Origin of the sequence: Aeromonas hydrophila subsp. hydrophila ATCC 7966, assembly GCF_000014805.1 — a bacterium.
Classification (GTDB): domain Bacteria; phylum Pseudomonadota; class Gammaproteobacteria; order Enterobacterales; family Aeromonadaceae; genus Aeromonas; species Aeromonas hydrophila.
Genome location: NC_008570.1, coordinates 1592716 through 1619059, shown reverse-complemented (window position 1 = coordinate 1619059; position 26344 = coordinate 1592716). Strand labels below are relative to the sequence as shown.

Sequence of the window (26344 nt, the reverse complement as noted above, 5' to 3'; positions counted from 1 at the left end):
CTAACCCTTTAGGGCTAAATAAAAAACAGACAATCCCGGTCCATGAGCCCAACACAGCACAGACATGGATTAAATAACGCGAGGTAATGGAATGATCTTGATGGAATTTTTGGTGGTACTCGGCTGCTTGCTGCTGGGTACCCGGTTTGGGGGCATGGGGCTGGGTCTCATCAGCGGCATCGGTCTGTTCCTGCTGACCTTCGTGTTCGGTCTCACCCCGGGCGAACCGCCGGTGCAGGTGATGCTGACCATACTCGCGGTGATCGGCTGCGCCGCCACCCTGCAGACCGCCGGCGGTCTCAACCTGATGATGCAGGTGGCCGAGCGCCTGCTGCGCCGCCACCCCCAGTACATCACCCTGCTGGCACCGCTCACCACCTGGACCCTCACCTTCCTGTGCGGTACCGGCCACGTGGTCTACACCATGTTCCCCATCATCGCCGACATCGCGCTGCAGAAGAACATCCGCCCGGAACGCCCGATGGCGGTGGCTTCCGTCGCCTCCCAGATGGCGATCTGCGCCTCGCCGGTGTCGGTGGCCGTGGTCTCCATGGTCTCCATCCTGGCGGCCGGTCACGGCATCGGTCAGGCCTACAGCCTGCTCGACATCCTGATGATTGCCATCCCCTCCTCGCTCACCGGGGTCATAGTCGCGGCCCTGTGGAGCCTGCGTCGCGGCAAGGATCTGGACAAGGACGAAGAGTTCCAGGCCAAGATCAAGGATCCGGAGCAGCGTGCCTTCGTCTACGGCGGCGGTGAGACCCTGCTCAACACCAAGTTCCCGAAAGAGGCCTACTGGTCGACCTGGATCTTCTTCGCCGCCATCGCCGCCGTGGTGGTGCTGGGAGCCGACGCCTCCCTGCGCCCGGTATTCGAAATGGGTGGCAAGACAGGCCCGCTCTCCATGAACCTGGTGATCCAGATGATGATGCTGATCGCCGGCGCCATCATCCTGATGCGCTGCAAGGTCAAGCCGGGTGACATCTCCAACGGCGCCGTGTTCAAGGCCGGCATGGTGGCGATCTTCTCGGTATTCGGGGTCGCCTGGATGAGCGAAACCTTCTTCCAGGCCCACATGCCGCTGCTGAAAGAAACCCTGGCCCACGTGGTGCAGGCCCAGCCCTGGACCTATGCCCTGGTGCTGTTCCTCATCTCCAAGCTGGTGAACAGCCAGGCCGCAGCCCTGACCGCCATCGCTCCCATGGGGCTGGCGCTGGGTGTGGAGCCCAAGCTGCTGATCGCCTTCCTGCCGGCGAGCTACGGCTACTTCGTGCTGCCGACCTACCCGAGCGATCTGGCCTGTATCGGTTTCGACCGCTCCGGCACCACCCGCATCGGCAAGTTCATCATCAACCACAGCTTCATCATTCCGGGTCTGATCGGGGTCGCCACCTCCTGTACCCTGGGTTATCTGCTGACCAGCATACTGCTCTAAGCAACGCGCACCATTCAGCCAATCCAGCAGGCCCCCACCCGGGGGCCTGCTGTTTTGCGCCCTGCCCCATCCCGTTTTGCCAACCGCCCGCACTCTGGGTAGCATGGCCCCTCTTTTCTTTGCGGAATCTCCCCCATGTCTCGCGTCATCGTGCTCTGGAGCGGCGGCAAGGATGCCATGCAGGCCCTCTGCCATGCCCGCGAAGCGGGTCATCAGGTGGTGGCACTGGCCACCTTTGCCCCGCCCGCCCCCCGCTTTCTGGCCCATCCCCTGTCACAGGTGCATCGGCAGGCGGCGGCCCTCGGGCTGCCCCATCTGCTGATCACCATCGAAGCGCCGTTCGACCTCGGTTATGAGCGGGCGCTGGCGGCATTGAAAGAGGAGTGGCGCCTGGATGGGGTGGTCACCGGCGATATCGACAGCGTGGGGGGCGCGCCGAACTGGATCCGCGAGCGCTGCCGCCCGCTTGATCTGGCCGTTCACACCCCGCTCTGGCAGCAAAGCCGCGAGGCGCTGCTGGCAGACCTGCTGACCCGCGGCATCGTCGCCCACCTCTCCTGCGTCGACACTCAGGTGCTGGCCCCCGAGTGGGTGGGACGCACGCTCGATGCGGCCACCCTGGCCGAGTTGCAGCAGCTGGCGGCAAGCCGGGGCTTCGATGCCTGCGGCGAGCAGGGGGAGTACCACACCATGGTGACCGACGGCCCGGGCTTTGCGGCGCCGTTGGCGCTCGGCCGCTGGCAGGTTGCCCGTCAGGAGCAGCTCGCCTACCTGCTGGAGGATGAGGGGTAGCGACGCAGCGCCGTTCGATGTCTCTGCACCGACAGGACAGATAAAAAACGGGAGGCGATGGCCTCCCGTTTTGCTTTTCTTTGACGCTGGCCTAGTTGGCCAGCTTGCCCAGCACCCGCTGCAGCAGGCGGATGCGCGGCGCTATGCTGCCCAGCAGCAGGAATTCCGCCTCCGAGTGGAAACCGCCGCCCATGGGGCCGAAGCCATCGAGCGACGGCACCCCGGCCGCGGCGGTGAAGTTGGCATCCGAGCCGCCACCGGCCTCCAGCCAGTTGAAGGAGATCCCCTCCTCTTTCGCTGCCGCCTCCACCAGCGCCATCAGCGCCTCGGTGTCGCCACTCGGGCGCATCGCCGGCTTGAAGCTCTGGCGATCTACCTCGACCCTGCAACCGGCGAGGAAGGGGTTGTTGGCCATGAAGGTGAGTCGCTCGTGCACGGCAGCGGCTTCTTCATTGATCCAGAAGCGCAAGTCGACGATCGCCTTGGCAAAATCCGGCACCACGTTGACGCCAGTCCCCCCCTGCACCACCCCCACGTTCATGGTGGTGCCGGTATCGAGGTTGACCTGCTCGTTGATGGCCAGCACCCAATGAGCCAGCTCGGTGATGGCGGAGATCCCCTCGCTCAGCGCCGAGCCGGCGTGGGAGGCCTTGCCGTGGAAGGTGATGCGGTACTTGGCATTGCCCTTGCGGGCGCTGATGAGATCCCCGTTCGGGCGGGCCGCCTCGGCCACCAGCACGCAGCCGCTCTGTTTGGCTTTTTCCACCAGCCACTCTTTGGACCAGGGGGAGCCAATCTCCTCGTCGCAGTTGCAGCAGACCAGCACCTTGAGCTTGGCCAGCACGGCCGGGTCCATCTCCTTGAGGGCATACCAGGTGGAGAGCAAGCCGCTCTTCATGTCCGACACGCCGGGGCCAAAGGCCTGATTGCCCTCAATTTTCAGCGGTCGCTTGGCCGCAGTCCCCTCCGGGAATACGGTATCCATGTGGCCCACCAGCATCACATCGTAGTGGCTGGCGCCAGGGGCATTGGTTGCCTCGAGGCAGGGGCCGCACTCGGCGGCAAACTGGTGGCGAGTCACCTGCCAGCCGATGGCTTCATATTTCTCGGTCATGATCTCGGCCACCCGAGCCACCCCGGCCGGGGTGCGGGTGCCGCAATCGAGATTGATGAGGGGGGCCAGATCCGCCAGATAGGCGTCCAGAGAAAAAGCGTTGCGAGAGTCTGTCATTGTCATCTCCTGGGACGGCAGGACACACCTCCCGCCCGACGGCCGAATGAAAGGGGCGGACGGACCGTGCCGTCCGCCGCCCGGTTACATAAACAGCAGATAGTTGAGGGTGAGTGCGGTCACCAGGGCGCCGGCCATGGGTACGCAGGTGCGCTTGACCACCACAAAGGGGGAGACCTTGGCGATGCCCGCACAGGCGATCAGCACAGCCGCGATGGGGGAAACGGTGCGGCCGATGCTGGAGGCGAGCTGCATCGGCAGCAGCATGGTCACCGCCGGCACGCCGAACTTGGCAGCCACCGCCGGTGCCAGGGTGGAGAAGCTCAGGAACGCCGCGTTGCCAGAGCCCATGATGACCGCCGCCGCCATGATGAGCCCCACCATCACCAGCGTCATCAGGCCGCTGCCGATGCCGGCATTGCTGGCAGAGTGCAGCAGGGTGTCGATGGCGCCGATGGCCTTGAGGGATTCGGCGAACAGCTCGGCGCAGACGATGAGCGCCACCACGGGGCCGAACACCTTGCCCATGCCGTCGAGGAAGCTGGAGAGCCCGGCGAAGGCGGTGCGCACCGAGCGGGTGCGCAGCAGCTCGCACAGCATGCCGATAAAGACCGACAGCAGCATGGCCACCTCCACGCTGACGCTGATGGTGGTCACCAGCAGCTTGGAGAAGGTCATCATCAGCACGAAGGGGATGATGGGCAGCAGGGCATACCAGGTGGGCGCAGCTACTGCCTCGGTGCCCTGCTCGTCGAGCTCGGCATGATCGCCGCGATGCTGAGCCGGATCCCAGCCATCCTGACGGTCACAGTGCCGCTGCCAGAAGAAATGCAGCACCATGGTCACCAGCAGCATGGGAGCCACCAGCCAGATCTGGTAGTCGACAAAATAGCTGGTGGGATCCATGCCGGATTGGCCGGCGGAGAAGATGGCGTTGGTCTGGGTCGGGCCGATTTCGAACGCCTGTGAGGTGGCGATGACGCCGCAGGCGGAGGCCGGGCTGATGCCGAGGTTGCGCATCACCGGGTACATGGTGACCATCAACAGCAGGCCAAGGCCGGTGGCGGAGGTGACGAACAGGGAGACAAACACCGCCACCAGGTAGCAGATAGCCAGCATCAGGTAGCTGGACTGGATGCCCGCCACCGGTTTGACCGCCACCCGCACCAGCGCCTGGGAGGCACCGATGTGGGACATGTAGGTGGCAAAGCCGGCCACCGCCATGATGGTGAGACCGAGCCCCGCCGCCCGGTAGGAGAAGATCCCCTTGAACACCTCGAACAGGTCGAACAGGGCGAAGCCGGTGCTCTTGTCGGCGGGCAGAATGGGGTGCAGTCCCAGCCAGTAGGCGACGGTGAAGATGGCCATGCCGGCCAGTGCCAGCACAGCCTGCGGGTTGTAATCCTTGACGATGCCGTAGACCACGGCCAGCAGTACGAGCAAGACGAAGACGAGTTCCAAATATTCACTCCTGATAAAGTTATCGAGGAGCGGAATCTAGTGGTCTGACCGCGCTTTCCCATTGATCCCCGTCAAGAAAGATGGCTTGACCGCAATTCAATGAAACAAAATGCCACACAATTAACAAAAAACAGCAATTTAAACTAAAGGCAAACCTTTAGAATCCCTTTGCCACGCGTTCTGGCGAATAACCTCAGGCTTTTTTGCTTTGGATCAACGTCAGGGGCCAGTGAACTGGCCAAGATGCGCATCGACACACAGCGACCGTTTCGCGCCGGAGAGAGTTATGACAGACCGAGCCAACGCAGGCATGACGACCTGCGACTACAAGCTATGGGACATCCTCGTCGAGTCTGCAAAGGAACGCACCACCATTCGTTACTCCAAGCTGGCCAGGCAGGCCGGGCTGGAGAATTGCCAGGATGAGCTGCGCACGCTGCTGCAACGCATCCGCATGTACTGCACCGAGCACCAGTTGCCGATCCTCTCCGCCATCGTGGTGGACGATGTGGGCAAATATACCGGCCTCTCCTCCAGTCTGCCGGACGCCCCCTGGGAGCGTGCCAAGGTGTTTGACTACCAGTGGCCGGTTGCGCCCTGAGTCATCCACCCCTCACAATAACGCGCCCGCCGGCGCGTTTTGTACTTCTTTGGGCCCCCTTTTCCTGAACCGCAGGCAAAAAAAACCCGCCGAGACGGCGGGTACTAAGCAAGCAACGCTCTGGATGACCAGAGTAAAGAGTTCAGGCTGTCGAATCTTGCCACCTCCGGCACCACGCGAAAGAGGTAACAGGACAACATGGGTTTGCATAAATCGCTGATTTATCCAAGCTTCATGCTGACCATCGACGGGAAATGAGACTAAAGTGAAGGCCCTGCTTAAGGAAATGATTTATTAGTATTCCATTATGCACAGAATGAATTTACGAGGCGTCGACCTCAACCTGCTGGTGGTGCTCAAGGCACTGCTGGAGGAGCGTAACACCACCAAGGCCGCCGAACGGCTCGCCATGAGCCAGCCGGCCGTCAGCCGGGCACTGGCCCGCTTGCGTCTGCTCTATGACGATCCCCTGCTGATCCGCACTCCCCAGGGCATGGAACCCACCGCCCGGGCGGAGGCCTTGCTGCTGCCGCTGCGGGAGATCCTGCACGACATCGAGCAGACCTTCAGCCCCCCCGAGCAGCTCGACCCCGCCCAGTTCGAGGGGGTGCTGCGCATCGGGGCCCACACCTATGTGGAGTACGTGATGATGCCGAGCCTGCTGGCCCGGCTCCAGCAGCAGGCGCCCAATCTGCGCATCCACATGGTGCCGCTCAATGCGGACTACGAGAGCCAGCTCGATGAAGGGGTCATCAGCATGGTGATCAGCAAGCAGGACGAGGTGCCCGGCCGCTTTCGCCGCATCCCGCTGTTCGAGGACAAGCTGATCTGCGCCGCCCACCGCAGCCACCCGCTGCAGGGCCAGGTGCTGTGCATCGAATCCTTCGCCCAGGCCCAGCATCTGCTGGTCGCTCCCCGCGGCAGCGAAGGGGGCATCGTCGATGATCTGCTGGCCGCGCACGGCATGACCCGGCACACCCCCTTGATAGTGCAAAGCTTTCTGGCCGCCCCCTTCATCCTGCCGTGCGCGCCTCTGCTGCTCACCTCCCCCGCCCGGGTGCTGCGCCCGCTGATGCCGCTGCTGGATCTGGTGGAGTACGAGACCCGCTTCGCCCTGCCCACCTTCGAGGTGAGCCTCATTCGTCATCGTCGCGACGACAACAACGCCATGCTCAACTGGTTCGAATCCGAACTGCACCTCTGGTGTCGCACCCAGAGCGAACTCTGATGCCCGCCGGCGCGTCCCGCGCCGGGCACTTTTCCCCTCCCCCAGGCCCGACCAGCGCCTCGCCCCACCTCCCCCATGCGCATCGGCGTTGCCTTGAGATCGCCACAATGCCAGAATCGGACCTCTTCTTGATTTCCCGTTTCAGGACTCAAGTTTCGGCTTTCCGGGCCCATGCCCGCAGACAAGGACTCCCCATGGCCACCACCCTCTATGGCATCAAGAACTGCGACACCATCAAGAAAGCCCGCAAGTGGCTGGAGCAGGCCGGCATCGACTACCGCTTTCACGACCACCGTGCCGACGGCCTGAACCCGGCCGATCTCGACCGCTGGCTGAGCCAGCTCGGCTGGGAGGCGCTGCTCAACAGCCGCGGCACCACCTTTCGCGCCCTGCCGGACGAGGCCAAGCAGGGGCTCGACACCGCCAAGGCGCGCGCCCTGTTGCTGGAGCACCCGGCCATGATCAAGCGCCCGCTGCTGGACCGGGACGGCGAGCTGACCCTGGGCTTCAAGGCCGATCACTACCAATCCCTCTTCTCTCGTTAAACTTTTTTGCTAAGGAACGCTGATGTCGGATGTCATCGCACTGGCCAAGGATCTGATCCGCCGCCCCTCCGTTACCCCGCTGGATGAAGGGTGCCAGACCCTGATGGCGGAGCGCCTCGCCAAGCTCGGCTTCGTCATCGAGCCCATGGTGTTCGAAGACACCACCAACCTCTGGGCCCGCCGCGGCAGCGAGGGGCCATTGTTCTGCTTCGCCGGCCACACCGACGTGGTGCCCGCCGGCCCGCTGGACAAATGGCATACCCCGCCGTTCGAGCCGACCATCCAGGATGGCGTGCTCTACGGCCGTGGCGCCGCCGACATGAAGGGCTCGCTGGCCGCCATGGTGGTGGCGGTCGAACGCTTCGTCGCCGAGCATCCGGATCACTCCGGTTCCATCGCCTTCCTTATCACCTCCGATGAAGAGGGGCCCTTCATCAACGGCACCACCCGGGTGATCGATACCCTGGAAGCGCGCCACGAGAAGATCACCTGGTGCATCGTCGGTGAACCCTCCTCCACCACCGTGGTGGGAGATGTGGTGAAGAACGGCCGGCGCGGCTCCATCACCGGCGATCTGCTGGTGCGCGGGGTGCAGGGCCACGTCGCCTACCCCCATCTGGCGGACAACCCCATTCACAAAGCCGCGCCAGCGCTGGCCGAGCTCGCCGCCACCGTGTGGGATGAGGGCAACGCCTACTTCCCCCCCACCAGCTTCCAGATCGCCAACATCTCGGCCGGCACCGGCGCCTCCAACGTCATTCCCGGCGAATTGCACGTCCAGTTCAACTTCCGCTTCAGCACCGAACTGACCGACCTGGATATCCGCGAGCGGGTCGAAGCCCTGCTGGACAGGCATGGTCTGGATTACCAGCTCGACTGGACCCTCTCCGGCCAGCCCTTTCTCACCGACACCGGCAAGCTGCTGGCGGCGGCGGTCTCTGCCATCGAGGCGGTGAACGGCCAGCAGCCGGCCCTGCTCACCACCGGCGGCACCTCGGACGGGCGCTTTATCGCCCCCACCGGCGCCGAAGTGATCGAGCTCGGCCCGGTCAACGCCACCATCCACAAGGTGAACGAGTGCGTGAAGGCGGACGATCTGGATCTGCTGGCAGACATGTACCAAGGGGTGCTCGCGAGGTTGCTGGCATGACCCAGGAGCAACTGCTGGGGTTGGATGAAGGTCACCTCATCCTGGTGGGGCAAGGCCCGCACCGGCTGACGGCCGCCACCGCGGCCGCCTTCAACGACATGCAGGTGGCCGCCGCCCACGCCGGTTTCAACCTGCAGCCCGCCTCCAGCTGGCGCGGCTTTGATCGCCAGCTGGCCATCTGGAATGGCAAGTGGCGCGGCGAGCGGCCGCTGCTCGATGCCCACAGCCAGCCCATCGACGCCCTGCAACTGAGCGACGAGGAGCGCCTCCACGCCATCCTGCACTGGAGCGCCCTGCCCGGCACCAGTCGCCACCACTGGGGCACCGATCTCGACATCTATGACCCGGACTGCCTGCCCGCCGGCACCAGGCTGGCGCTGGAGCCCTGGGAGTATGAAGCCGGTGGCTGGTTCGCCGACCTGAGCGAGTGGCTTGAAGATCGCATGAACGACTTCGGCTTCTTCCTGCCCTATGCCAAACCGGCCGGTGCCGGCAGCGGCGTCGCCTACGAGCCCTGGCACATCAGCTTTGCACCTGAGTCCCGCGAGCAGCGACTCGACCCGGCCGCGCTGGCACTTTGCCTGCAACAGGCGGATATTGAAGGCAAGGCGACCATACTGGCCAACCTCGACGAGATCCTGGCCCGCTATGTCACCCTGGCCACCGACGAAAGGAGTAGCACATGAACCTCTGGCTCTGGATAGGCTTGCCACTGCTCTTCCTGCTCGGCCTGTTTCTCAACGCCATCAAGGACATGAAGCGACTGGAGAAAGAGCTGCCCCGCTACAAGGACAAGATCAGGGAAGTGAAGGACGACGAGGACGACTGACTCGAGCCCGCCGACAGGGGCACCCACGGGTGCCCCTGTCGCTATCTGCCCACTTTGTGAACACAGTCACGTTGCTCATCGCGCTGGCGACGCCGGCGACCCCCTTTTGATGGCCAGAACCCTTCGCAGCAATGACACCGAAAATGTAAAAAACTGCAAATAAATGCACAATTAAGCCACACCGAGCCCAACAAACTGCATATAATGTGCCTGATTTGCATTTTGACAGAAGGAGTTCGCCATTGGATGCCGTCACCATCAACAGTTTTTTCCTCGTCGCGGCCTTGTTGGTGGGCGCCAGTGTCCTGTTGAGCGCGCTCTCCTCCCGTCTCGGTATCCCCATCCTGGTGATCTTCCTCGCCGTCGGCATGCTGGCCGGTGAAGATGGCCCCGGCGGCATCCACTTCGCCGACTACTCCATCGCCTATCTGGTGGGCAACCTGGCGCTCGCCATCATCCTGCTCGACGGCGGTATGCGCACCCGGGTCTCCTCGTTTCGGGTCGCGCTCTGGCCCGCGCTCTCGCTGGCCACGGTCGGGGTGGCCATCACCACCGGCCTGACGGGCCTGGCCGCCGCCTGGCTGTTTGACCTCAACCTGATGCAGGGGATGCTGATCGGCGCCATCGTCGGCTCCACCGATGCGGCGGCGGTCTTCTCCCTGCTCGGCGGACGCAGCCTCAACGAGCGGGTCAGCGCCACCCTGGAGATAGAATCGGGCAGCAACGATCCCATGGCGGTGTTTCTCACCGTCACCCTGATCGAGGTGCTGGCCAGCGCCCAGCAAGACCTCAACGCCGGCTTTCTGCTGCTGCAACTGCTCAAGCAGTTCGGGCTGGGCGCCGGCATCGGCCTTGGCGGCGGCTGGCTGCTGTGGAAACTCATCAACAGCGCCAAGCTGGCCCCCGGCCTCTACCCGCTGCTCACCGTCAGCGGCGGCCTGCTCATCTTCGCCCTCACCACGGCGGTGGGCGGCAGCGGCATCCTCGCCATCTATCTCACCGGCCTCTTGCTCGGCAACCTCTCCCTGCGCAGTCGCAGCACCACCTTGTCGGTGCTGGACGGCCTGACCTGGCTCAGCCAGATCGGCATGTTTCTGGTGCTGGGGCTGCTCGCCTCCCCCCACAAGCTGCTGCCCATCGCCCTCCCGGCGCTGGCGCTGGCCATGTGGATGATCCTGTTTGCCCGCCCCATCTCGGTCTGGATCGGGCTGCTGCCGTTCAAGAACTTCGCCCCGCGCGAGCGCTGGTTCATCTCCTGGGTCGGCCTGCGCGGCGCGGTGCCGATCATTCTGGCGGTGTTTCCCATGATGGCGGGGCTGCCCAACGCCCAGCTCTACTTCAATGTCGCCTTCTTCGTGGTGCTGGTCTCGCTCATCTTGCAGGGCAGCTCGCTGCCGCTGGCCTCCAGGCTGGCGCGGGTGGAGGTGCCGGCGCCCCCCTCGCCCATCAACCGCTCCGGGCTCGAGATCGATCTCGACAGCCAGTGGGAGACCTTCGTCTATCGCCTGAGCGACGAGAAGTGGTGCATCGGCTCGCCGCTGCGGGATCTGCGCATGCCCAAGGGCACCCGCATCTGCGCCCTGTTCCGGGATCAGGAGCTGCTGCACCCCTCGGGCAGTACCTGTCTGCAATCCGATGACATCCTCTGCGTCATCGGCCACGAGCGCGACCTGCCCGCCCTCGGCCAGCTGTTCAGCCAGGCGCCGGAGCAGGATCTGGGCCCGCGCTTCTTCGGTGACTTCCTGCTGGAGGCGGCCGCCAACCTGGTGGATCTCGCCCCGCTCTATGGGCTGGATGTGAGCGAGGTGGCGGATCAGACCCTTGGCCATTTCATTGCCCACCAGTTGGGCGATAATCTGGTGGTCGGCGACCACGTCGAATGGCAGGGACTGATCTGGACCGTGGCCGAAATGGACGAGGGTGAGCCCCGCAAGATCGGGGTGCGCTTTCTGGAAGAAGATCCTGTCTGATCGTCGTTGTCTGCCTCGTCCTCTGCGAGAAGGGAGTTACCTATGCCTTACCAAACCCTGTTGTCCGGCTTGCAACCCCCTTCGCCCCAGCTGGGGGTGATCGAGGGCTTCTTTGGCAAGGGCTGGAGCTGGGAAGCCCGCGCCCGCTACGCCCAGTGGCTGCCCCGCCACGGTTACGGCTTCTATCTCTATGCCCCCAAGGAAGATGGCTACCTGCGCAAGCACTGGGCCAAGCCCTGGCCTGCCGCCCAGCTCGAGGCGCTGCGCCAGCTCGCCCGCCAGTGCCGCGACAACGGCCTCGCCTTCGGGGTGGGCCTGAGCCCCATGGGCGCACACCACGACTATGCCCGCCAGCGGCCGGCCCTGCTGGAAAAGGTGCGGCTCATCGAGGAGGAGCTCAAACCCGACATCCTGGCCGTGCTGTTTGACGACATGAAGGGGGATACCCCGGATCTCGCCCACTGGCAGCTCACCATCGCCCACGACATCGCGGCCCACACCCGCGCCGGCCGGCTGCTGTTCTGCCCCAGCTACTACAGCACGGACCCCGTGCTGGAGAAGGTGTTCAGCGCCATGCCGCCCCACTATTTGCAGGATCTGGGGCAGGGGCTGGACAAGCGCTTCGAGATCTTCTGGACCGGCCCCAAAGTCTGCTCCAGCGACTATCCGGCGGCCCACCTCAAGCAGGTGGCCGAGTGGCTGCATCGCAAGCCGTTCCTGTGGGACAACTACCCGGTCAACGATGGCAGCAAGGCCAGCAGCTTCCTGCACCTGCGCGCTTTCGAGAACCGCCCGACGGAACTCGCCGAGCTGACCTCGGGCCACGCGGTCAACCCCATGAAGCAGGCGGCGCTGTCGGTGCTGCCACTGGCCACCCTGCCGATGAGCTACAAGCTCGGCAAGCAGTACGATCCGGACAAGGCGCTGCACGCCTCCCTCAATGCCACCTGCGGCCCGCAGATCTCCGCCATGATCCAGGCCGATCTGCCGCTGTTTCAGGACATAGGGCTGGCCCAGCTGACCCCTGAGCAGGTGGCCCATCTCAAGGCCCGCTACCTGCCGTTTCGCGACCAATCCTGCGTCGGCGAGATCCTGCGCTGGCTGGATGGCGAATACGTGTTCGACCCGGACTGCCTGACCGACTGACCCCCACCACAGAGACCCTGCCACAGGAGGCTGCATGGATGCGTCCCTGATTTACCAGAACCTGGCGGTGATCGCCGCCTTTCTGCTGGTCTACAGCCTGATCGCCGGGCGCTTTGAATCCCGCCTCGTCAACGGCCCCCTGCTGTTTCTGCTGATGGGCTGGCTGCTTGGGCCGGGCGGCATCGAGCTGCTCTCCCTCTCCATCGACAGCGACGGCATCAAGCTGTTGGCAGAGCTGACCCTGGTCATCGTGCTGTTCAGCGACGCGGCCAACACCAACTGGCAGGTGCTGCTGGCCAACCGCGCCCTGCCCATCCGGCTGCTGCTGATCGGGCTGCCGCTCACCCTGGCGGCCGGCGCCCTGTTCGGTCACTGGCTCTTCCCCGACTTGCCGCTGCTGGAGATGGCGATCCTCTCCACCATACTCGCCCCCACCGATGCGGCACTCGGCAAGGCGGTGGTGAGCAACCCGGCGGTGCCCGCCCCCATCCGGGAGGGGCTCAATCAGGAGAGCGGCCTCAACGACGGCATCTGCGTACCCGTGCTGCTCCTGCTGCTCGCCCTCATCGCCCCCACCGAGCAACACAGCGGCACCGGCCTGCTGGCTCTCACCTTGCTGCTGGAGGAGATCGGCATCGGCCTACTGGTAGCCTGGGGGCTGACCAGCCTCACCCTGCGCCTGCTCAAGACCTCCTACCTCAACGGCTGGCAGCTGCCGCTCTGGCGCCAGCTCACCATGCCCGGGCTGGCCCTGCTCTGCTTCGCGCTGGCCCAGACCCTGGGCGGCAGCGGCTTCATCGCCGCCTTCGTGGGCGGACTGCTAATCGGCCGCAAACTGGGGGAGCACAAGCACGCCTATATGGACAGCTGCGAGGGGTACGGTGATCTGCTCTCGGTGGTGATCTGGATGGTGTTCGGCGCCACCCTGATGCCCATGCTGACGGCGCTGCTGCACTGGCAATACTGGCTTTATGCCGCCGCCAGCCTCACCCTGCTGCGCATGCTGCCGGTCTGGCTGAGTCTGCTCGGCACCGGCCTCAAGCCAGAGCTCAAGCTCTTCATCGGCTGGTTCGGCCCGCGGGGGCTGGCCAGCATCGTCTTTGCGGTGATGGTGCTGCAGCACGAGCCGGCCCTCCTCGGCCAGCGCCCCATCATCGCCACCGTGCTCTGCACCATCATCCTGAGCGTCATCCTGCATGGCCTGACCGCCAACCCCTGGGTAGCCCGCTTCAAGCCCCAGTGACCCATTGACCCATTGAAGGGATGCGCCGCCAACGAAAAAGCCCCGGGCATTACCCCGGGGCTTTTCTTTATGAGGCTATCAGGCACCAGGCGCACCCGTGCCGACCATAGCCACACCTGCCCTAGGAGCTCCCCCTCTCGGCCTCGGCCCGGTAGACCAGGATCCCCGGCTTGTTCTGCACGTACTCCAGGAAGGGGGAGTCCACCACCTGCATGTTGCTCGAGAGGGAGGAGGCATTGCGCAGCACGGGGCCGTTCTCGCCACGGATGAAGATGCCGGTGTGGGTCACGTCGAGCCCGGCAAGATCGGTATAGATGCCGATGTAATCGCCCTCTTCCAGCAGGCTCAGGGTGTTCTCGTCGATGCTGGCGGAGGGAATGTAGGTGATGTCCCGCGCCGTCACCCCCAGCCCAGGAATGTAGTGGCCGCCGTCCGCCTTCTGGTTGAGCTGCTTGGCCGTGGTCACCACGGCCCCGCCCACCAGATGGGTCACGTCACGCACCCGGTTGTCACCATGCACCCAGTCAGAAAAGAAGTGCTTTCTGGTCAGGTAGTTGACCTCGCCGTTCACGTAACGAGTGTGCATCAGGTTCTCGATGAAGTGATGCACACTCGTTGCGCGACGCAGTGACTCGACGTAATCCAGATAGGTGAAGCAATCGAGCCCGCCAAAATCCACCACCAGCTGCTCCTGGGTATCGCTCGAGCCGACCAACCGGTTGGCGACGTAGGGATTGCCCAGAAAGAGCCCGGAGAAATCCCTGATCGACTGACCCGGCGAGCCCTGCTGCCGGGCAAACAACTCGATAAGCTGCGGCTCCTCGATGTTGTAAAAATCGAGGTTCCTCTCTTTGCCGGCGACCGCCGCGCCGGCAAACAGCAGCAATGCAACGCTGGTTAGCCTCATCATCCTTAATTCTCCTTGCTCAGAATGTTAAAAACGGACCGCTCGTACCCTCTTGGGGCTGCAAGCGAATGCCATTCGAGACTGACGATGTTGCAACCGTTTGCAAACCGGATAAATGTAAGCAAATGTGGCCAGCCTCCCCCATCCCGTCCCGGCGACCGCATCCATGGTCGCTCCTTGTAGCCGCAGGCATCACGAAAAAGCCCCGCAGGGCGGGGCTTTTCGGCAGGTTCAAGTCGACTGACAAACGAATCAACCCAGCGCCAGCCAAACCCCGACGCCAAACATCAGGGAGCCGGCGATCCGGTTCATCAGGGTGACATTGCCACTCTTGGCGAGGAAGTGGCGCAAGGTGCGGCCACCGCTGGCATAGAGCAGCAGGCAGGAGAACTCGATGACCAGGATCAGGGCCACCAGGGCGCTGATCTGCGGAGCCATCGGCTTGGCCGCGTTGATGAAAGGGGGCAGCAGGGAGACCATGAAAGCCCACCCCTTGGGGTTGGCGATGGCGGTGACGAAACCCTGCATGGCCAGCGCCAGGGGACGGGTCTCCTGGGCCGCCGACAGATCCGCCGGGATCGCCAGCTTGCCTTTGGCCTGCCACATCTGGATGCCGAGCCAGATGAGATAGGCGCCGCCCACGTATTTGAAGGCGGCAAACAGCGCCGGGTAGTTGAGCATGACGGCCGCCACCCCGATCACTGACAGCACCGACACCAGGCCGACCCCGATGAGCTCGCCCCACATCATGTGCAGGGTACGGCGCACCCCCAGGCTCATGCCGAGGGTCATCGCCAGGGTCATGCACATGCCGGGGGTCACGGAGACAAAAAAGAACGTGGGAATAAACAGCGCCAGAATGGCGGGATCGATCCAGTCGGACACACTACACCTCCATGGTAACAGACCGACGATCTTGCCTATCACATTCATTTAACACAAGAAAAAACCTTTTCGTTCAGCATGATTTCAGCCATAAAAACCTGTGACAAGGTTTGTCGCGCCTGTGTAAGATGCCGCCTTGTTCCTCTTCTGGGTCAGGATCTTTCATGTCATTGAATAATCTCTCTATCCGTCTGCAAGTACTCATTCCTCTCCTGCTCGCCAGCCTGCTGATGATCCTGATGATCGGGATCGGCAAGCAGGACATCGACAGCGCCATCGGCGACATGAACGACACCACCGTCAGCGTGACCCGTCACAAGGACGACATCGCCACCCTGATCCACGCCACCTACCGGCTGCGCACCACCGCCATCTATGGCCTCTACGACCCCGAACGCTTTGCCACGCTGCCCGGCGACCTGACCGCCGCCGAGCAGGAGATCGTCTCCATCCTGGCCAGGCTGGTCATCACCGGCGCCGAGCAGGACAACAGCCGGGTGGCGGCCGCCCTGCAGGCCTACCTTGGCCACACCCGCAACAACATGCTGCCGCTGCTGGCCGCCAAGCACCAGGGCAGCGGCGATCCCGCCGCCTACGAGCAGGCCCGCCTGCGCTTTCGCGAGCTGGGGGAAGATCTCATCAAGCAGATCGATGCCATGTCCGCCCACATCAACCAGCTGATCCAGGATGAGATCGCCCAGGAGCAGGCCCACTACCACGCCACCCTGCTGCGCACCCTGCTGCTGATGGGGGCTGCCCTGCTGGCCGCCCTGTTCGGCGGCTGGTGGCTCTCCGGCCGGATAGTGCGCCCCATCGGCCAACTGCAGCAGGTGATGCGCGCCGTGGCCGAGGGCCGCTTCAACGTGCGCGCCGCCGCCGACGGCGACAACGAGCTGAGCCAGCTGGCGACCGACATCAACCAGACCCTGACCCAGGTTGGCAACACCATCCAGACCCTGACCGGCATCAGCGGCAACGTGGCCTCCGCCGCCACCGAGCTCGCCGCCGTGATGACCCAGTCCGAAGCCAACGCCCAGCAGCAGCGCAGCGAAACCGAGCAGGTCGCCTCCGCTGTCACCGAGCTGGCCAGCACCGCCGACAACGTCAACCACAACGCCGCTCTGGCCGATGAGCTGGCGCGCGATGCCAACGACAGGGTCGAGCAGGGGCTGACGCTGTTTGCCGAGAGCATCCAGGCCAACAGCCGCATGGCGGGCAGCCTCGAGAGCGCCGCCGCGCAGGTGGCCCAGCTCAAGTCCCAGTCCGAGCAGATCGGCAAGGTGATCGAGGTTATTCAGGGGATTTCGGAGCAGACCAACCTGCTGGCCCTCAACGCCGCCATCGAGGCCGCCCGCGCCGGCGAAACCGGCCGCGGCTTTGCGGTGGTGGCCGACGAGGTGCGCATGCTGGCGGCCCGCACCCAGGACTCCACCAAGGAGATCCAGGCCATCATCGAGCAGTTGCAGAGCCAGTCCCAGTCGGCCAACAGCGGCGTGCAGGAGACCCTCGCCATCCTGGCCCACAACCAGCAACTCTCCGGCGAAGTACAGGCGCTGCTGGGTGGCATCACCGAAGCAGTCAACCAGATCAACGGCGCCAACGCCCAGGTGGCCACCGCCGCCGAGGAGCAATCCTGCGTCACCGCCGATATCAACCGCAACATCACCAACATCCACGAGATCGTCAATCAGAACGCGGCCGGCATCAGCCAGAGTGCCGCCGCCAGTCACGAACTGTCACAGCTCGCCGAGCAGCAGCGCAAGCAACTGGCCCAGTTCCAGCTGTAACCACGCCCTCGTGAGCGCAGACCAAGGCCCCGGATCCGGGGCCTTGCTGTTATTGAAGCTGACGGCTTGTTGTTGTTTTAAACGCTCTTTTTTATAAAATGGCTTCATTAGGGGCTGGGCTACCTCACCAAATGTGGGTATGGTAGAGGCACGTCACTCCCCCTCATGCGAGATCATCATGAAGCTGTCCTTCAAGAAACCGGCCTTCATCGGCCTCGGGCTCATCGCCCTCGTCTCCGCCATCTGGCTCGATTTCTATCTGCCGGAGCACACCATCGCCACCATCACCGGGGTCGAGGTGAAACGCACCGACAAGGATGGCCCCATCAGCCAGAAGAACCCGGCCGACGGTCCCACCACCGACGTCTACTACATCTACACCGAGCGGCCCGGCGAGAAGATCCGCGTGTTCCGCAACGAAGACACCGAGTGGGGCTGGCCCTTCTACTTCAAGTTCAACGCCGCCGACGTGCAGGCCAAGGCCAAGTCGATGGAGTTCGAAAAACGGCTGGCCATCATTACCTCCTACGGCTGGCGCATCAACATGTTCTCCATGTTCCCCAACGTCACCAAGATTGAGAGCACCGAGCCCGACGCCTCCACCTGGAGCTTCTTCCGCTGGTTCTGGTTCGGCATCTGGGCTCTGGTGATGGGCAAGGCTGCCATCGCCACCTGGCGCTACTTCGATCGCCTCGAGGACGAGATATGAGCGACGCCGCTGGCCGGAGGAACGGACAATGAGTGAGCCAAGCAAGACGCGCACCAGCTTCTATCGCCGGCTCTACGTGGCCTGGCTCATCAGCCAGGGCACGGATACGGTGCCGGCCATCATGGAGGCGACCGGCATGCCGCGCCGCACCGCGCAGGATACGCTCAGCGCCCTGGCCGAGCTGGACATCAGCTGCGGCTTCGAGCAGACCGAGGGGGCTCGTCATCTGCAGGGGCACTATCGCATCAGTGACTGGGGGCCCATCAATCCCGCCTGGATCGAGGCGCAATTGCCGGCCATCAAGGAGACGCTGGGTTACCCCTGAGGTCGTCTGTGACTGGGGCAGGCTGAGCAAGCCAGCCTGAAACAGGAGCCAATCCGCCAAATAAAGAAGGGCCAGCCGACAAGGCTGGCCCTTCTTGTATCTTGTCAGCCTGGCAGTGGCCCGGCCGACAGAACCCTCATTCGGGGAACGGCTCCTCCGGCAACGGATCCTGGGTCTCCCCCTTGGTGCAGTCGATAATGGAGCGCTTGGGGTTGTTGGGGTCGCGCAGCAGCAGGGGTGCCAGCCCGGCGTCGTGCTTCTGCTCGTCAGAAAACTCGCTGCCATAGGCGTTGTGGGTCAGACGCCGCGCATTGGCGATGGGGGTATCCACAAACAGGGCATGCACCTCGAAGGTGGACGAGGGGATGAGAAAGCCGCTGATGGGCAGACCGTGCAGATCCTGGCGGGTCTTGTACCAGGCAAAGCCGTCCGTCACCTTGTAGGGGGTGAAGTGTTTGAGCTGCGGGTGCACCGGCTGGCCGGTCTCGCTGTCGAGATAGAGATCGTCCAGCTCGCAGGTCGCCAGCCCCTGCCACATCGATTCGAACGGCGTGGCACACCCCGTCAGTTGCAACCCGGCCAGCAGTGCCAGCCCTGTCTTCCACATCGCTTCGCCCCTTCTTGCAAGAGTGGAACTGCGTTCAGTCAAAGGCCCGCAGCCGCGTGACCAGCAGATCGATAAAACCGGCCCGATCCAACCCCAGCAACACCAGAGCATTGGCCGCTTTGCCGGTCAGACCGTAACGATCCACCACCGTCATGCCGCTAGTATGGGTGCCGCCGGTCTCGATATCGACCCGGCACTCGACCCCGTGAAACAGTGCGGGGGCCAGCAACCAGGCAATGGTACAGGGGTCGTGCAACGGCGCGCCAGCAAATCCCCACTTGGGATCCCGGTGGTAGATCATGAAAAAGTCGAGCAGCCCGGCCACGCACTGGGCCACCGGATTGGTGATGGCGCGTACCCGTTCGATATCCTCGTCCATCACCTGCGCCTCATGGGTCACGTCCAGCCCGCACATGGTGATGGGGAGCCCCGACTTGAACACCATATCGGCCGCTTCCGGGTCCACATAAATATTGAATTCCGCCGCAGGGGTCCAGTTGCCTGCTCCCGCTGCGCCGCCCATCAGCACGATGCGGGCGATCTTGGATTTGAGCTCGGGGTGGGCCGCCAGCAGCAGGGCGATGTTGGTGAGCGGGCCGGTCGGCACCAGGGTCACGGGCTGAGGGCTCTCGCGCAGGCACTTGGCCATCAGCTCAAGGGCGGTCATGGCCACGGGGGCAAAGCCCGGATCCGGCAGTTTGGGGCCATCAAGACCCGATTCGCCGTGGACGTTGTCGGCAATGATCAGCTCCCGGGCCAGCGGCTTGGGAGCCCCCGCCGCCACCGGAATGTCGTCACGCCCCAGCAGGGTGAGGATGCGCAGGGCATTGTTGAGGGTCTTGTCCGGCGTCTGGTTGCCGGCGCTGGTGGTGACCGCCAGCACCTTGAGTTCGGGGCTGGCCAGCGCCAGGATGAGGGCGATGGCATCATCGTGGCCGGGATCGCAATCGAGAATAACGGGCAGCGCCATGGACGGACTCCTTACAACATGACAGGGAGCCATACTTTAGCAAGCAGCGGCAGGATTAACTCTGGAGGGAGTCACAAAACGCCTTGGCCAAACAGATCAATCACTTGCCGCCGGCACTCAAGTCAGTTCGCCGCGCTTCGCCGGTTCGGGTATGATCCCCCTCCCTTTTCTAACCGTGCGCCCCATGTCCGTCATCATCGACACCTTCATCGCCCCGCCCTGTGCGGCCACCATCGAGATCCTGTTCGAGGATGAACATCTGCTGCTCATCAACAAGCCGAGCGGCCTGCTGAGCCTGTCGGGCAAGAACCCGCAGAACCTCGACTCGGTGCACCATCGGCTGGTGCAGGCTTACCCCGGCTGCGCCCTGGTCCATCGCCTCGACTTTGGTACCTCAGGCATCATGCTGGTGGCCAGGAACAAGGCCATCAACGCCCTGCTCTGCCGCCAGTTCAGCCAGCGGGCGGTAAGCAAGGCCTACAGCGCCCTGCTGTGCGGTCACCTGGCCAAAGACGAAGGGGTGATCGATGCCCCCATCGCCAAGGATCCGGCGCTGTTTCCGCTGATGAGCATCTGCGCCGTCAACGGCAAACCCGCCCGCTCCCGCTATCAAGTGATTGAGCGGCTGGCGCAGCAAATTCAGGGACAGACAGTGCCGCTGACCTCGGTGCGACTGGTGCCGGAGACCGGCCGTACTCACCAGCTGCGCATCCACAGCCAGCAATTGGGCCACCCCATTCTCGGCTGCGATCTCTATGGCGGCCTGCTGCCGCCCGGCTGCGAGCGGGCGCCGCGGCTGATGCTGCACGCCAGTGAACTCGATTTTGTCCATCCGGTCAGCGGCGAGCCGATGCAGATCCGCAGTGAGGCCCCCTTTGCGCTGGCGCTGGCGACCATGACGGGGCAACCGGGGTAACCCGGAGCAGGGAAACAAGGGGCAGGCAAGCAGAAGAGGGGCAAAGCGGTAAACGGCGGATAAAGATAGGGGCCGCGCTTTCGCAACGGCCCCCACCCCCCACTCGGTGTGGTGCTATCAGATCAGCTTGCGGGCAGCGCCCAGTACGATCTTGATGGCATCAGATTCGGTTTTCGCCATGGTCTCGGCGTTCGGGATTTCCTGCTGGGTACGGTTGACGATGACGCCAGCCACCATACCGGCGCGCAGGCCCTGGCTGGTGCACATGGTCAGCAGGGTGGCAGATTCCATCTCGTAGTTCAGCACGCCCATGGCTTGCCACTCTTTCATGGAACCCTGGAAACGGCTCACGACGCGGCCGGATACGGTGTCGTAACGCTCCTGACCCGGGTAGAAGGTATCGGAGGAGGCAGTCACACCGATGTGCAGCTTGGAACCCAGCTCTTTGGCGGTGTTCACCAGCGCGGTAGTGCAGTCGAAGTCGGCCACGGCCGGGAACTCCATCGGCGCGAAGTGCAGGCTGGCACCGTCGAGGCGCACGGAACCGGTGGTGACGATCACGTCGCCTACGTTCAGGTGCGGCTGGATAGCGCCGGTGGTGCCGATGCGCAGGAAGGTACGGATGCCCAGCTGAGCCAGCTCTTCCACCGCGATGGAAGTGGACGGGCCGCCGATACCGGTGGAGCAGATGATCACGGCCTTGCCGTCCATCTCGCCGCGCCAGGTAGTGAATTCACGATGGCTGGCCAGGTGCACCGGGTTATCCAACAGCTCTGCGATGCGCTTCACGCGCTCGGGATCACCAGGGACGATCGCCAGGGTGGCGCCTTGCAGATCCGCTTTCTTCAAACCCAAGTGAAATACATCAGACATAGTGGACTCCTGGTTGCTCCCCACCAGCATGGTCAGGGCGCAAGTTAAGATGATTCTTTATGGTACTTTCAAGCCTTCACTCCCCTCGTCGGGGAGGCGCCAACTATGGTCGAAAGCGCTTTCCAATTCCTTGAAGCATCTCACACTTCCTTGCATTGACAGTGACAAATTCGGCGCAAAACGTTTGCTAACCTGATGAATTAATTGAAAAACGTTTTTCTATTCGCGAACGGGCAAGGGCCCTTGTCAATCCCTGTCGCGCCCCATGTTTCCGGTACGTGATCGAGTCCATAAAGTTGCAAAGCAGATACCATTGACCCCTTTTCATCCCCTCTGACGATGTTATGTTGGCGCCCGCATACCACTTAATGGCTAATAAAACGGAGTCCATCATGGCGACATTCAAGTTCTACATTCCCGCAATCAACCTGATGGGAGCAGGCTGTCTGCAAGAAGCGGCAGCCGATATCAAGGGTTATGGCCATCGCAAGGCGCTGATCGTCACCGACAAGATCCTCAACCAGATCGGCGTGGTCGCCAAGGTCGCCGGCCTGCTGGCAGAACATGGCATTGAAAGCGCAGTTTTCGACGAGACCAAGCCCAACCCGACCATGACCAACGTGGAAGCGGGCCTGGCCATGCTCAAGGCCAATGGCTGCGACTGCGTCATCTCGCTGGGCGGCGGCTCCCCCCACGACTGCGCTAAGGGCATCGCCCTGGTGGCCGCCAACGGTGGCAGCATCAAGGATTACGAAGGGGTGGATCGCTCCGCCAAACCGCAGCTGCCGCTCATCGCCATCAACACCACCGCCGGCACCGCCTCCGAGATGACCCGCTTTTGCATCATCACCGACGAGGCTCGCCACGTGAAGATGGCCATCGTCGACAAGCACGTCACCCCGCTAATGTCGGTCAACGACCCCGAGCTGATGCTGGCCAAGCCGGCCGGCCTCACCGCCGCCACCGGCATGGATGCGCTGACCCACGCCATCGAGGCGTATGTCTCCACCATCGCCACCCCGGTGACCGATGCCAGCGCCATCATGGCCATCCAGCTCATCGCCAAGCACCTGCGCACCGCCGTCAATCAGGGCGACGATCTGCACGCCCGCGAACAGATGGCCTACGCCCAGTTCCTGGCCGGCATGGCTTTCAACAACGCAAGCCTGGGCTACGTGCACGCCATGGCCCACCAGCTGGGCGGCTTCTACGACCTGCCGCACGGGGTGTGCAACGCCGTACTGCTGCCCCACGTGCAGGCCTACAACGCTCAGGTGTGCGCCGCTCGCCTGAAGGACGTGGCCCGTCATATGGGGGTGGACGTGAGCGCCATGAATGACGAACAAGGGGCCGCCGCCGCCATTGCCGCCATCCAGCAGCTGGCTCACGACGTCAAGATCCCGGCCGGGCTGGAGCAGCTCGGCGTCAAGGCCGACGACTTCAACCTGCTGGCCGAGAACGCCCTGAAAGATGCCTGCGGCTTCACCAACCCGAAACAGGCAAGCCACGCCGAGATCGTCGCCATCTTCCGCGCCGCTATGTAAACCGGATGCTCGACAGATGAGATGAGGGGCCAAACTTGGCCCCTCTTTTTTGCACCATATGGCACTATTTTGTCAGCACCACATCGTTGATGGCGCTGGCCAGCCGGGTCAGCACTGTCCTGATATTGCCGCTGGTGGCCTTGTAGGCCAGCGAGCGTTCGCTGGCACACTGCGCCACGAAACGAGCATCCCCCTCGAATGCCACCGTATAGACCTGGATCCCCTTGCGCTTCATCTCCCGACACAGTAGCAGTTGTTTGCGATCCCTCAGCGCCGCTTCGGGCCCCATGTGCTCCCCATCCGAGAACAGCACCAGGATCTTGCGGTTATCCGCTTGCCCGTAAGGGCGCGGCAGTTCGGCGGCCCCCTGCTGCCAACGACCCTGCCACTGTGGCGAGAGCAGCCGCCAGCCCCACATCACCCCCTCGGCCGTATTGGTGTTGAAGGCGGCATGGAGGGTATCGAGTGCCTGACGATACGCGGCCCGGGTCGACAGGTGCGCCTGAATGGGGCTCACCCCGCAATCCGGATCATCGAAGATGCCGAGCTTGTCACGCCGGTTCTCCAGATAACGCTCCAGGGGGTTCTCCCGCGGGGCAAACGCCCGCAGGGGAGTACCATCCTCATACTGCTGGATGGCTGGCGGCTTGGTGCTGTAGTGCAGGCGGGGTTGCGCCTCACCACGCGGGGCCAGTTCCAGCTTGCGGATCCAGCCCGGGGTAAGTTCGGCCAGCCGATCGATGCCGTCCACATGCTCCGGCAGGCGAGCGCAGAATGCCTTGCGCTGGCGTCCCGGCACTTCTCGAGTCAGCAAATTGCTCCAGCCTCGCTCATGGGCCAGCGTCTGCAATCCGAAGGGGAATGTCAGGCTCTCTGGATGAAACAGTTCGGGGTGATCCCCGATATTGACCAGGCCGGTGGCGGGAATGATGCTGACCACTCTGTCCTGATTGCGCCGCTCGCGGCCAAACAGCACCTCGCCAAACTCCGCCAGCCCCTGCTTGATCGCCTTCATAGGTGCCCCGGACATGGAGTTGGACACATCCAGCACCAGGGCAATTTCTATGCGAGTACGGGCACTGCTGGCACGGGCTGCCGCCGCTACCGGCAGATCACCGCTTGTGCCGATGGCGGAGAGCGCCATCAGCGCCGGCACCTCTCCCTGCAGGATGACCTGAGCCTCCTGCTCGTTCTGGCTCAGAGCGGGGGGGCCCACCTGCAAATGGCGCCCCGCCAGATTGGCCCGAACCAGCGCGGCGGCATCTTCCGCCGCACTGTCGCTGTCGGCGGCCGAGTAAAGCACCGCATCGGCGGCCGCGCTGAGCAGGCTCTGGCCGCTGTAGCCTCGCACCAGCTCGATGACCACGCCGGTCAGCGCCAGCACGCCAGTCAACATCAGGGCGAAGGTGGGGGAGAGCCCGCCCCCCTGGCGCAAGGGCAGTCCCATTCAATGGATCTCCTGAATAAAGTGGGTGGTCAGGGTACGACCCGCCCAGAACCGGCTGAACATGCCACCCTCCCCTTGCCCGAGGCGATAACAGAGAGTGACCCGCATCAGGGTGCCGACCCGCAGTGGCGGCCAGTTGCCCTGCCCGGCGCAGCCAGTGCCCTGCAACAGGGGCACAAGCTCGCCATTGGCGCTGTTGTATTGCTCTATGGTCAGTGCCGCCTGCCCTACTTGCAGCGCAGACAACTGGCCCTGCACGAAGCGCCGATAGAAGGTCAGCTGTGCCACGGCGGCGGCATTTTGCCCCGTGCCCTGCTGGGTGACTATCTGGGTCACGTTGTAGGCCACATTGTGCAGACGTTGCTCCAGGCGCAGCAGTTGCAGTGCTTCATTGCCAAAGCTCAGCAGGGCCAGCAGCACGGGAATGAAGCACATCGCCTCCATGCTGATGCTGCCGCCCATGGTGCCCGGGCCGGAAGATGACCGCCGCCGGAAACAACGGCTCATCCTGCACCTCCGGCCGGTAGCCGGTCGGTGAGCAGCAGCAGGGTGCTCCGATAGCTGAGTTCGCGCTCGTCAATCAGCCAGCACGGGGTGAGCTGTAGACGGGGACGGATCCTGGCCGTCACCTCCAGCACGGGATCCGCAGGCAAGCGGGTTTCGCTGGCGGGATCCGGGCTGCCCTCCTCCTGGCCCAGCATGGCCTCCAGCGACACATGGTGGTTGACGCTCACCGTCACGGCGTCCAGCTCCCCTCGCCCCCGTTGCTGCAAGCGAAGGCGGATCCCGTCGGCCGAGGGGATCCGCCCCGCTGCCGATTCGGCCTGCAGCTCACGCAGCACGGATCGCAAGCCATGCTCCAGGGTGCTGTATTGCAGATGCACCCGCAGCACATCCACCACCAGCAACAGCAGTGCCAGCAGCAGCGGCAATATGATCACCAGCTCTATGCTGGCCACCCCGCGCTGGCCTCTCACGCCCCTCGCCCCCGCCCCAGCTGTGCCTTGAGCAGCCTGATGTCGTGCTCCAGCTGACTGGCGCTGAGAAAACGCGACAATATGAGGCGAGCCTGGGGCTCATTGCCCTCGGCCAGCAGCAGCAAGACATAGTTCATCTCCACCCGCGGTGGCAGGCTCTGGTAGTGCAACAAGGGCTCGAATGCCTGCCGGGCCGCCACCTTGTTGCCCTCCATCAGCCAGCCCAATGCCAGGTTGGCACGATAGTCGGGCTCGTCGGGAGCCGCCGCCACCGCCGCCTCAAACTGCTGGCGCCCCTTGCCAAACGCCCCCTGCTGCAAGCTGGCCACCCCCAGACCGTTGCTGAGCCGCGCCCGTTCGTCCAGAGCAAGCCCGGCCAGCGCCAGCCCCTGCTGATAGACTCGCGCAGCCTCAGCGGTTAGGCCATCATCCAGCAGAAACTTGCCAAGATAGTGGGCGGCCTGAGCCCCCTGCTTGCCGCCCTTGTCCAGCAACTGCTGCAAGCCATCGCGCGCCGCCTGTTTCTTGTCTTGCTGATAGCGGGTGCGGGCCAGCATCAGTTGCGCCTCGTCCAGGCTGGCATCGTCCACCAGCAAGGCCTGATAGAGCCGCTCCGCCTTGTCATACTGGGCTGAATCGAACGCCGCCTTGGCTACCGCCATGCCATTGCTCTGGCTTTGCTGCCGGGTATCGCCGTGATTGCTGCAACCTGCCAGCCCGAGCAGGGCCAGCAGCAGCAGGTGATGAAGTCGTGATCGCATTTCAA

At 63.7% G+C, this 26344-nt stretch carries 27 protein-coding genes; 16 read left to right on the top strand and 11 right to left on the bottom strand.

The genetic code is table 11. The annotated features are described in order from the left end of the window. Window positions 1-91: 91 nt before the first annotated feature. Window positions 92-1435 carry an anaerobic C4-dicarboxylate transporter gene (locus AHA_RS07460; protein ID WP_011705383.1) on the top strand — a complete coding sequence of 448 codons (1344 nt, stop codon included), beginning with the start codon at window positions 92-94 and terminating at the stop codon, window positions 1433-1435. Between the two features lie 135 nt (window positions 1436-1570). Beyond that, entirely contained in the window at window positions 1571-2227 is a 657-nt protein-coding gene (locus AHA_RS07455; protein ID WP_011705382.1) for a Dph6-related ATP pyrophosphatase, read from the top strand. A gap of 91 nt (window positions 2228-2318) precedes the next feature. On the opposite strand, the gene AHA_RS07450 is transcribed toward AHA_RS07455, so the two are convergent. Both AHA_RS07450 and dcuC read right to left on the bottom strand, forming a co-directional pair. After that, window positions 2319-3458 (bottom strand): M20 family metallopeptidase, encoded by a 1140-nt coding sequence (locus tag AHA_RS07450; protein ID WP_011705381.1) that lies wholly within the window; start codon window positions 3456-3458, stop codon window positions 2319-2321. A gap of 84 nt (window positions 3459-3542) precedes the next feature. After that, on the bottom strand, window positions 3543-4919 hold the full coding sequence (dcuC, locus tag AHA_RS07445) for a C4-dicarboxylate transporter DcuC (RefSeq protein WP_011705380.1): 1377 nt from the start codon (window positions 4917-4919) through the stop codon (window positions 3543-3545). 286 nt (window positions 4920-5205) lie between these two features. Between dcuC and AHA_RS07440 the strand changes: the two genes are divergently transcribed. The 9 genes from AHA_RS07440 (at window position 5206) to AHA_RS07405 (ending at window position 13631) form a co-directional block, all read left to right on the top strand. Next, entirely contained in the window at window positions 5206-5520 is a 315-nt protein-coding gene (locus tag AHA_RS07440) for a hypothetical protein (RefSeq protein WP_024943845.1), read from the top strand. A 316-nt stretch (window positions 5521-5836) separates the two neighbouring features. Next, the gene (locus AHA_RS07435; RefSeq protein ID WP_005298997.1) at window positions 5837-6748 is read left to right on the top strand and encodes a LysR family transcriptional regulator; all 912 of its coding nucleotides are present in this window, start codon (window positions 5837-5839) and stop codon (window positions 6746-6748) included. 194 nt (window positions 6749-6942) lie between these two features. Then, window positions 6943-7293 carry an ArsC family reductase gene (locus AHA_RS07430; protein ID WP_016350171.1) on the top strand — a complete coding sequence of 117 codons (351 nt, stop codon included), beginning with the start codon at window positions 6943-6945 and terminating at the stop codon, window positions 7291-7293. A gap of 22 nt (window positions 7294-7315) precedes the next feature. Next, window positions 7316-8443, top strand: coding sequence for a succinyl-diaminopimelate desuccinylase (gene dapE / locus AHA_RS07425; RefSeq protein ID WP_011705377.1), 1128 nt, complete (start codon window positions 7316-7318; stop codon window positions 8441-8443). Continuing rightward, entirely contained in the window at window positions 8440-9129 is a 690-nt protein-coding gene (locus tag AHA_RS07420; protein WP_011705376.1) for a M15 family metallopeptidase, read from the top strand. The genes dapE and AHA_RS07420 overlap by 4 nt, the downstream gene beginning before the upstream one ends. Further along, window positions 9126-9272, top strand: a complete 147-nt coding sequence (locus tag AHA_RS21700; RefSeq protein ID WP_005298986.1) for a hypothetical protein — start codon at window positions 9126-9128, stop codon at window positions 9270-9272. The genes AHA_RS07420 and AHA_RS21700 overlap by 4 nt, the downstream gene beginning before the upstream one ends. Window positions 9273-9514: 242 nt before the next feature. Further along, window positions 9515-11242 (top strand): potassium/proton antiporter, encoded by a 1728-nt coding sequence (locus AHA_RS07415; RefSeq protein ID WP_011705375.1) that lies wholly within the window; start codon window positions 9515-9517, stop codon window positions 11240-11242. Between the two features lie 42 nt (window positions 11243-11284). After that, the gene (locus AHA_RS07410; RefSeq protein WP_011705374.1) at window positions 11285-12388 is read left to right on the top strand and encodes a beta-N-acetylglucosaminidase domain-containing protein; all 1104 of its coding nucleotides are present in this window, start codon (window positions 11285-11287) and stop codon (window positions 12386-12388) included. A gap of 34 nt (window positions 12389-12422) precedes the next feature. Next, window positions 12423-13631 (top strand): cation:proton antiporter, encoded by a 1209-nt coding sequence (locus AHA_RS07405; RefSeq protein WP_011705373.1) that lies wholly within the window; start codon window positions 12423-12425, stop codon window positions 13629-13631. A gap of 121 nt (window positions 13632-13752) precedes the next feature. On the opposite strand, the gene AHA_RS07400 is transcribed toward AHA_RS07405, so the two are convergent. Together AHA_RS07400 and AHA_RS07395 are read right to left on the bottom strand one after the other, a co-directional pair. Beyond that, window positions 13753-14541, bottom strand: a complete 789-nt coding sequence (locus AHA_RS07400; RefSeq protein ID WP_011705372.1) for a DUF1460 domain-containing protein — start codon at window positions 14539-14541, stop codon at window positions 13753-13755. A gap of 249 nt (window positions 14542-14790) precedes the next feature. Then, the gene (locus tag AHA_RS07395; RefSeq protein ID WP_011705371.1) at window positions 14791-15423 is read right to left on the bottom strand and encodes a LysE family translocator; all 633 of its coding nucleotides are present in this window, start codon (window positions 15421-15423) and stop codon (window positions 14791-14793) included. Between the two features lie 164 nt (window positions 15424-15587). Here AHA_RS07395 and AHA_RS07390 point away from each other — a divergent pair, with 164 nt between their 5' ends. The 3 genes from AHA_RS07390 (at window position 15588) to AHA_RS07380 (ending at window position 18244) form a co-directional block, all read left to right on the top strand. Next, window positions 15588-17210 carry a methyl-accepting chemotaxis protein gene (locus AHA_RS07390; RefSeq protein WP_011705370.1) on the top strand — a complete coding sequence of 541 codons (1623 nt, stop codon included), beginning with the start codon at window positions 15588-15590 and terminating at the stop codon, window positions 17208-17210. 178 nt (window positions 17211-17388) lie between these two features. Then, on the top strand, window positions 17389-17919 hold the full coding sequence (locus AHA_RS07385; RefSeq protein ID WP_016350163.1) for a DUF1523 family protein: 531 nt from the start codon (window positions 17389-17391) through the stop codon (window positions 17917-17919). 28 nt (window positions 17920-17947) lie between these two features. Then, window positions 17948-18244, top strand: a complete 297-nt coding sequence (locus AHA_RS07380; RefSeq protein WP_011705368.1) for a winged helix-turn-helix domain-containing protein — start codon at window positions 17948-17950, stop codon at window positions 18242-18244. A gap of 136 nt (window positions 18245-18380) precedes the next feature. On the opposite strand, the gene AHA_RS07375 is transcribed toward AHA_RS07380, so the two are convergent. Further along, window positions 18381-18851, bottom strand: a complete 471-nt coding sequence (locus tag AHA_RS07375) for a hypothetical protein (protein WP_011705367.1) — start codon at window positions 18849-18851, stop codon at window positions 18381-18383. 34 nt (window positions 18852-18885) lie between these two features. Further along, window positions 18886-19821, bottom strand: coding sequence for a pyrimidine-specific ribonucleoside hydrolase RihA (gene rihA, locus AHA_RS07370; RefSeq protein ID WP_011705366.1), 936 nt, complete (start codon window positions 19819-19821; stop codon window positions 18886-18888). A gap of 151 nt (window positions 19822-19972) precedes the next feature. On the opposite strand from rihA, the gene AHA_RS07365 reads away from it, so the two are divergent. Further along, on the top strand, window positions 19973-20737 hold the full coding sequence (locus tag AHA_RS07365; protein WP_164927589.1) for an RluA family pseudouridine synthase: 765 nt from the start codon (window positions 19973-19975) through the stop codon (window positions 20735-20737). Window positions 20738-20854: 117 nt separating this feature from the next. On the opposite strand, the gene udp is transcribed toward AHA_RS07365, so the two are convergent. Next, window positions 20855-21610: a uridine phosphorylase gene (gene udp, locus AHA_RS07360; RefSeq protein WP_011705364.1), complete on the bottom strand. Its 756-nt coding sequence runs from the start codon at window positions 21608-21610 to the stop codon at window positions 20855-20857. A gap of 392 nt (window positions 21611-22002) precedes the next feature. Between udp and yiaY the strand changes: the two genes are divergently transcribed. After that, window positions 22003-23154 carry an L-threonine dehydrogenase gene (gene yiaY, locus AHA_RS07355; RefSeq protein ID WP_011705363.1) on the top strand — a complete coding sequence of 384 codons (1152 nt, stop codon included), beginning with the start codon at window positions 22003-22005 and terminating at the stop codon, window positions 23152-23154. A gap of 64 nt (window positions 23155-23218) precedes the next feature. On the opposite strand, the gene flpL is transcribed toward yiaY, so the two are convergent. Genes flpL through flpI form a run of 4 tightly spaced genes read right to left on the bottom strand, consistent with a single transcriptional unit; the run spans window position 23219 to window position 26339 of the window. Further along, the gene (gene flpL / locus AHA_RS07350; RefSeq protein WP_011705362.1) at window positions 23219-24601 is read right to left on the bottom strand and encodes a Flp fimbrial protein FlpL; all 1383 of its coding nucleotides are present in this window, start codon (window positions 24599-24601) and stop codon (window positions 23219-23221) included. After that, complete coding sequence (gene flpK, locus AHA_RS07345; protein ID WP_011705361.1) at window positions 24602-25108, bottom strand: type 4 pilus assembly pseudopilin FlpK; 507 nt, start codon at window positions 25106-25108, stop codon at window positions 24602-24604. Then, window positions 25105-25578 carry a Flp fimbrial biogenesis protein FlpJ gene (flpJ, locus tag AHA_RS07340; RefSeq protein WP_011705360.1) on the bottom strand — a complete coding sequence of 158 codons (474 nt, stop codon included), beginning with the start codon at window positions 25576-25578 and terminating at the stop codon, window positions 25105-25107. The genes flpK and flpJ overlap by 4 nt, the downstream gene beginning before the upstream one ends. Then, window positions 25575-26339, bottom strand: coding sequence for a Flp fimbrial biogenesis protein FlpI (flpI, locus tag AHA_RS07335; protein WP_011705359.1), 765 nt, complete (start codon window positions 26337-26339; stop codon window positions 25575-25577). Before flpI ends, flpJ begins: the two co-directional genes overlap by 4 nt. Window positions 26340-26344: the final 5 nt, after the last annotated feature.

Excerpts from the sequence above, each read along its gene's own strand:
- AHA_RS07435 (WP_005298997.1), top strand. The coding sequence starts at position 5,837 with ATGAATTTACGAGGCGTCGACCTCAACCTGCTGGTGGTGCTCAAGGCA.
- AHA_RS07455 (WP_011705382.1), top strand. The coding sequence starts at position 1,571 with ATGTCTCGCGTCATCGTGCTCTGGAGCGGCGGCAAGGATGCCATGCAG.
- AHA_RS07375 (WP_011705367.1), bottom strand. The coding sequence starts at position 18,851 with ATGTGGAAGACAGGGCTGGCACTGCTGGCCGGGTTGCAACTGACGGGG.
- AHA_RS07410 (WP_011705374.1), top strand. The coding sequence starts at position 11,285 with ATGCCTTACCAAACCCTGTTGTCCGGCTTGCAACCCCCTTCGCCCCAG.
- AHA_RS07385 (WP_016350163.1), top strand. The coding sequence starts at position 17,389 with ATGAAGCTGTCCTTCAAGAAACCGGCCTTCATCGGCCTCGGGCTCATC.
- AHA_RS07420 (WP_011705376.1), top strand. The coding sequence starts at position 8,440 with ATGACCCAGGAGCAACTGCTGGGGTTGGATGAAGGTCACCTCATCCTG.
- AHA_RS07450 (WP_011705381.1), bottom strand. The coding sequence starts at position 3,458 with ATGACAGACTCTCGCAACGCTTTTTCTCTGGACGCCTATCTGGCGGAT.
- flpK (WP_011705361.1), bottom strand. The coding sequence starts at position 25,108 with ATGAGCCGTTGTTTCCGGCGGCGGTCATCTTCCGGCCCGGGCACCATG.
- flpL (WP_011705362.1), bottom strand. The coding sequence starts at position 24,601 with ATGGGACTGCCCTTGCGCCAGGGGGGCGGGCTCTCCCCCACCTTCGCC.
- AHA_RS07460 (WP_011705383.1), top strand. The coding sequence starts at position 92 with ATGATCTTGATGGAATTTTTGGTGGTACTCGGCTGCTTGCTGCTGGGT.
- AHA_RS07365 (WP_164927589.1), top strand. The coding sequence starts at position 19,973 with ATGATCCCCCTCCCTTTTCTAACCGTGCGCCCCATGTCCGTCATCATC.
- AHA_RS21700 (WP_005298986.1), top strand. The coding sequence starts at position 9,126 with ATGAACCTCTGGCTCTGGATAGGCTTGCCACTGCTCTTCCTGCTCGGC.
- udp (WP_011705364.1), bottom strand. The coding sequence starts at position 21,610 with ATGTCTGATGTATTTCACTTGGGTTTGAAGAAAGCGGATCTGCAAGGC.
- AHA_RS07430 (WP_016350171.1), top strand. The coding sequence starts at position 6,943 with ATGGCCACCACCCTCTATGGCATCAAGAACTGCGACACCATCAAGAAA.
- AHA_RS07400 (WP_011705372.1), bottom strand. The coding sequence starts at position 14,541 with ATGATGAGGCTAACCAGCGTTGCATTGCTGCTGTTTGCCGGCGCGGCG.
- yiaY (WP_011705363.1), top strand. The coding sequence starts at position 22,003 with ATGGCGACATTCAAGTTCTACATTCCCGCAATCAACCTGATGGGAGCA.
- AHA_RS07405 (WP_011705373.1), top strand. The coding sequence starts at position 12,423 with ATGGATGCGTCCCTGATTTACCAGAACCTGGCGGTGATCGCCGCCTTT.
- AHA_RS07380 (WP_011705368.1), top strand. The coding sequence starts at position 17,948 with ATGAGTGAGCCAAGCAAGACGCGCACCAGCTTCTATCGCCGGCTCTAC.
- AHA_RS07390 (WP_011705370.1), top strand. The coding sequence starts at position 15,588 with ATGTCATTGAATAATCTCTCTATCCGTCTGCAAGTACTCATTCCTCTC.
- AHA_RS07440 (WP_024943845.1), top strand. The coding sequence starts at position 5,206 with ATGACAGACCGAGCCAACGCAGGCATGACGACCTGCGACTACAAGCTA.
- dapE (WP_011705377.1), top strand. The coding sequence starts at position 7,316 with ATGTCGGATGTCATCGCACTGGCCAAGGATCTGATCCGCCGCCCCTCC.
- rihA (WP_011705366.1), bottom strand. The coding sequence starts at position 19,821 with ATGGCGCTGCCCGTTATTCTCGATTGCGATCCCGGCCACGATGATGCC.
- flpI (WP_011705359.1), bottom strand. The coding sequence starts at position 26,339 with ATGCGATCACGACTTCATCACCTGCTGCTGCTGGCCCTGCTCGGGCTG.